This window comes from Corallococcus sp. CA053C, assembly GCF_003611675.1.
Classification (GTDB): domain Bacteria; phylum Myxococcota; class Myxococcia; order Myxococcales; family Myxococcaceae; genus Corallococcus.
In genome coordinates, this window is sequence record NZ_RAWA01000585.1 from 1 (window position 1) to 4574 (window position 4574).

Annotated in this window: 4 protein-coding genes; 2 read left to right on the top strand and 2 right to left on the bottom strand. The window is 71.1% G+C overall.

The features are described 5' to 3' along the window. Positions 1-78: 78 nt before the first annotated feature. Together D7V97_RS40395 and D7V97_RS40400 are read left to right on the top strand one after the other, a co-directional pair. Positions 79-1209: a mannosyltransferase family protein gene (locus D7V97_RS40395; RefSeq protein ID WP_120615890.1), complete on the top strand. Its 1131-nt coding sequence runs from the start codon at positions 79-81 to the stop codon at positions 1207-1209. Next, entirely contained in the window at positions 1206-1865 is a 660-nt protein-coding gene (locus tag D7V97_RS40400; protein ID WP_120615891.1) for a class I SAM-dependent methyltransferase, read from the top strand. The genes D7V97_RS40395 and D7V97_RS40400 overlap by 4 nt, the downstream gene beginning before the upstream one ends. Here D7V97_RS40400 and D7V97_RS40405 read toward each other — a convergent pair whose 3' ends face one another. Together D7V97_RS40405 and D7V97_RS40410 are read right to left on the bottom strand one after the other, a co-directional pair. Beyond that, the gene (locus tag D7V97_RS40405; protein ID WP_120615892.1) at positions 1866-2702 is read right to left on the bottom strand and encodes a ChbG/HpnK family deacetylase; all 837 of its coding nucleotides are present in this window, start codon (positions 2700-2702) and stop codon (positions 1866-1868) included. It lies immediately after the preceding gene. An 8-nt stretch (positions 2703-2710) separates the two neighbouring features. Next, the gene (locus D7V97_RS40410) at positions 2711-3499 is read right to left on the bottom strand and encodes a glycosyltransferase family 2 protein (protein ID WP_120615893.1); all 789 of its coding nucleotides are present in this window, start codon (positions 3497-3499) and stop codon (positions 2711-2713) included. Positions 3500-4574: the final 1075 nt, after the last annotated feature.

The window sequence follows — 4574 nt, forward strand, 5'->3', positions numbered from 1 at the left end:
GGGAGGGGGCTTGAAAGCTCCCCCTGTCCCGGGCTGGCTTGACGGCGGGGGCGGTTCTGGACCAAGGGCATCCCCTGAATGGTCCGCTCCGCTCCCCGTACCGTCCTGACCGCCGGGCTCGCCGCCCTGGTGGTGTGCACCGCGCTGGTGACGGTGTCCGCGCTCGCCTTCCCGCAGGGCTACAGCCCCGCGAGGCTGACGTGGCCCGGCGCCCCCACGCTCCTTGGCTGGGCGCACTTCGACGCGGGCTGGTACGCGAGCATCGCCACGGAGGGCTACCGCTACACGCCCGGCCAGCAGAGCCCGGTGGCCTTCTTCCCGCTGTACCCGCTGGTGCTGCGAGGCCTGGGCCTGCTGCACGTGGACACCTTCATCGCGGGGATGCTCGTCACCATGGCGTGCGGGCTCGCGGCGCTCTACGTCTTCACGCTGTGGGCGCGCACGCGGGCGGACGAGGAGTCCTCGCGCCTCGCGGGGCTGCTGCTGGCGTTCTACCCGTTCGCGTTCTTCCTCTACGGGGCCATGTATTCGGACGCGCTGTTCCTGCTGCTCGTCATCGCGGCGTTCCTGCTGCTGGAGCGGGGGCAGTTGGGGGCCGCGGTGCTGCTGGCCGCCGTGGCCACCGCGGCGAGGCCCGTGGCGCCCGCGCTGGTGGTGGGGTTGCTCGCGCGGCGGCTGGAGTGGAAGCACGAGCGTGGCCTCAAGTGGAGCGTCGTGGACCTCTTGCCGGTGCTCGCGGCGGCGGGCTTCGTGCTCTACGTGCTGTACCAGTGGAAGGCCTTCGGGGAGCCCTTCGCGTTCGTGAAGGTGCAGTCCGCGCCGGGGTGGGATCAGAAGCCGGGCTGGCGCACGTGGGCGAAGCTGCGCTGGTTCCAGGGCTTCAGCCGGGACATGCCGCTGTCGGACGGCCTGCGGCTCGTGGGGCACGCGGCCGTCACCGTGGGGGCGCTCGCGCTGGTGTGGCCGTGCGCGAAGCGGCTGGGGTGGGGCTATGGCGTGTACACGCTGGCCATCGTGGGACTGCCCGCCATGTCCAGCAAGGACTTCATGGGCATGGGGCGCTACCTGCTGGCGGCCTTCCCGCTGTTCCTCACGCTGGCGCTGCTGCTGCGAGAGCGGCCCCGGTGGCGCTGGGGTGTGCTCGCCACGAGCGCGGTGTTGATGCTGGCGCTGACGGTGGCGTACGGCGCCGCGGAGTACGTGTCATGAGCGGGCTCATGGCCCAGGCGCTGGAGCGCTACGCGGGGCTGCCCGCGAGCGAGCGCTTCCACGTGCACGCGAGGGCGTCGTCCGCGCCGCTGCTCGCGGTCGTCTCCCGCCTGCCGCCGGGGACGGTGGCGGACATCGGCTGCGGGCATGGGCTGTTGTCCGCGCTGATGGCGCTCGCGGTGCCGGAGCGCAGGGTGCTGGGCGTGGACCTGGATGCGCGCAAGGTGCGCTGGGCCCAGCAGGCGCTGGCGGGGCTGCCCAACGTGACGCTGTCGGTGGGGTCGGTGGAGCAACTGGTGCAGGCGCATGCCGGCACGCTCGACGCGGTGGTGGTGTGCGACGTGCTGTACCTGTTGCCGGAGGACCGGTGGCCCGGCTTCCTCAAGGCCGTGCGCGGGCTGCTGCGTCCCGGTGGGCGCTTCCTGTTGAAGGAGGTGGAAGGGGACCGCTCCTGGAAGCACGCCAAGGCGCTCGCGCAGGAGTGGGTGATGGTGTCGCTGCTGGGGCGCACGAAGGCCAGCGGCGGCATGGTGCTCAAGCCGCGCGTGGACGGAGTGCGGCTCTTGCGCGACGCGGGCTTCGAAGTTCGCGAGGTGGTGGGGCTGGGCGAGGGCTACACGACGCCGCACCTGCTCTACGACGCCGAGGCCCGCTGATCAGCCCAGCGCGCCGTAACTCGAAAGTGCGATGCCCCGCTCCACGAGCTTCGCCTTCACCCGGGGACTCGTGAGCGCGGCCAGCTCCGCGTCCCAGCCGTAGCGCCACGCCGGATCCTCGGGCACGTGCGGCGCCCCCTCGCCAGGATGGCACCCCAGCTCGAAGTCCCCCGCGGGCAGCGCATCCAGCACGGAGAGCAGCGCGGCCTCATCCAACCGGCCCGCCTCGAACACTCCCCCCGCGCTCACCCGCCGCACCCCTGGCCGTGCTCGTGGCGCCGTGCGCGCCAGCACCGCCAGCACCGTCGTCTTCAACGCCGGCCCGGGCGCCCGCAGCCACGACGCGCGCGGCAGCGCATCCGGCCAGCGCAGCGGCAACCCCTCGCGCGCCGCGAGCCCCTCCACCACCGAGCGCACTCCCGGCAACAGGTGCAGGTGCTGGTGCCCATCCAGGTGGTCCACCGCCGCGCCCAGCTCCCTCGCACGGGCCAGCTGCGCGGACAGCTCCCGCTCCAGCTCCTCGCGCCGTACCTGCCCGGTGAGCCACGCCCGCGCGAAGTCCGCCCAGCTCGCGCGCAGCCTTCCGTCCGGCGCCACCGTCCGCACCGACTCCGCGGGCGCGGCGCACGCAAGCCGCGTGGACAGCGCCAGGTGCACGCCCACCGCCAGCCCCTGTGCCCGCGCCAGCTCCACGGCCCGTGCCGCGGAAGGGCCCGTGGCCAGCAGCGTGGCGCTGGTGACGATGCCGTCGCGGTGCGCCCTCAGGATGCCCGCGTCCAGCGACGGGTGCAGGCCCAGGTCGTCCGCGTTGACGATGAGGCGCGTGCGCGGCGCCATGGCCCCTCCTACCCGCGCCCCGCGCGTCCCGTGACGGGATGCAGCGCCTGCACCGACGGCGGCAGGCGCACCGGCTGCACCGGCGGCGGCGGCGAGCGCGTCTCCGGGTACAGCGCCACCAGCTCCTTCACCATCTTCACGATGACCGACGGCGACGCCAGCGTGGAGATGCCCCGCGTGCGCGGGAAGTAGTCCACGCCCATCTGGAACACGCGGAAGCCCTTGCGGATGGCCTTCACCACCAGCTCCGCGTCGATGAACGAGCCCTGGCTCTTGAGCTCCATCGACTCCAGCACCCGGCGGTGCATCAGCTTGAAGCTGAAGTTCACGTCCTTGATCTGGATGTCGAACAACGCCCGGATGAGCAGGTTGTAGACGAACGAGTAGACGATGCGCTTCGGGCCCTCGCTCGTGCGGTCGAACCGGAAGGCGCAGATCATGTCCGCCTCCAGGTACTCCATCAGGTGCAGCGCCCGCTCCACCTCCCGCATGTCGAACGGCAGGTCGATGTCCGAATAGAGCACCAGGTCCTTCGTGCTCGCCGTCAGCCCCGTGCGCATCGCCCCGCCCAGCTTCAGATTGACCGGGTGCGTGATGACCCGCAGCTGCGGCACCTTCGCCGCCAACGCCTCGCAGACCTCCTGGGTCCGGTCCGTGGAGGCGTCGTTGACGACGATGATTTCGAAGTCGTCCGTGAGCTTGGGCAGGACCTCCAGGGCGCGACTCACGGCGCGCTCCACGTAGTCCTCCTCGTTCCAGGCAGGGAAGAACAGGCTGATGCTCGGGTACTTGGCCACGGTCGTCATGTCGCGTCGGTCCGTCTGAAAGGAAACGGCGCTCGGTACCAGAGGGTGAGGCCACGTGGCAAACCCCATGGCCCTCCCCGTGACAAAGCCCTATAGTACCGTCTAGTCGTCTTTTTACGGGGACACGGTGAAAACCCAGCCCTACACGCTCCTGGTGGTCGATGGTTCGCAGACACTGCTGCCCCAACTGGTGCGTTCGCTCGGTCCCGAGGACTTCACCCTCCGGCACGCGCGCTCCGGACCGGAGGTCCTGGGGCTGACCCGGGAGGTAGACGGCGTCCTCCTCGTCGCGGGTGAAGGGGACGCCCAACAGACCCACGCCCTGCTGGAGGCCCTCACCCCGCCGGAGCCCGCACCCCGGTCCGCCGTGGTGCTGCTGGCTCCTCCGGAAGCGAGGGACTTGAGGCTCGCGGCCCTGGGCCGGGGGGCTGAGTCCGTGGTGACCCCTTGGGACCCGGAAGAGCTGCGACTCAGGGTCTCCCGGAGCCTCGAAATCCACTCGCGGTGGAAACATCTTCACTCACAGGTAGAGGAGCTGCGCCGGCTGTCGGTGACGGACGGCCTCACCCAGGTCCACAACCACCGCTACTTCCAGGAGCGGTTGCGGGAGGAGTTCCGGCGTTCGCAGCGCTACGACGAGAGCCTGTCGCTCATCCTGGTGGACCTGGACCACTTCAAGGACATCAACGACGCCCACGGCCACAGCACGGGGGACCGGGTGCTCCGGGAGGTGGCCGCCTCGCTCCAGCACAGCGTGCGCGAAACCGACCTGGTGGCCCGCTACGGGGGCGAGGAATTCGCCGTGCTCCTGCCCTGTACCCACCTGCCGGGAGCCCTCACCGTCGCGGAGCGGGTCCGCAGGGGCGTCTCAGAGCTGCTTGCGGGGCCGGACGCGAACCTGCGCGTGACGGCCTCGTTGGGCGTCTCCAGCTTCCCGCACCGCTCCATCCTCTCCCCGGAACAGCTCCTGCTGACCGCCGACGAGGCCCTCTACCGCGCCAAGCGCGAGGGCCGCGACCGCATCTGCCTCCACCCGCCCCTGTCTCTTATACACACCTGACGCTGC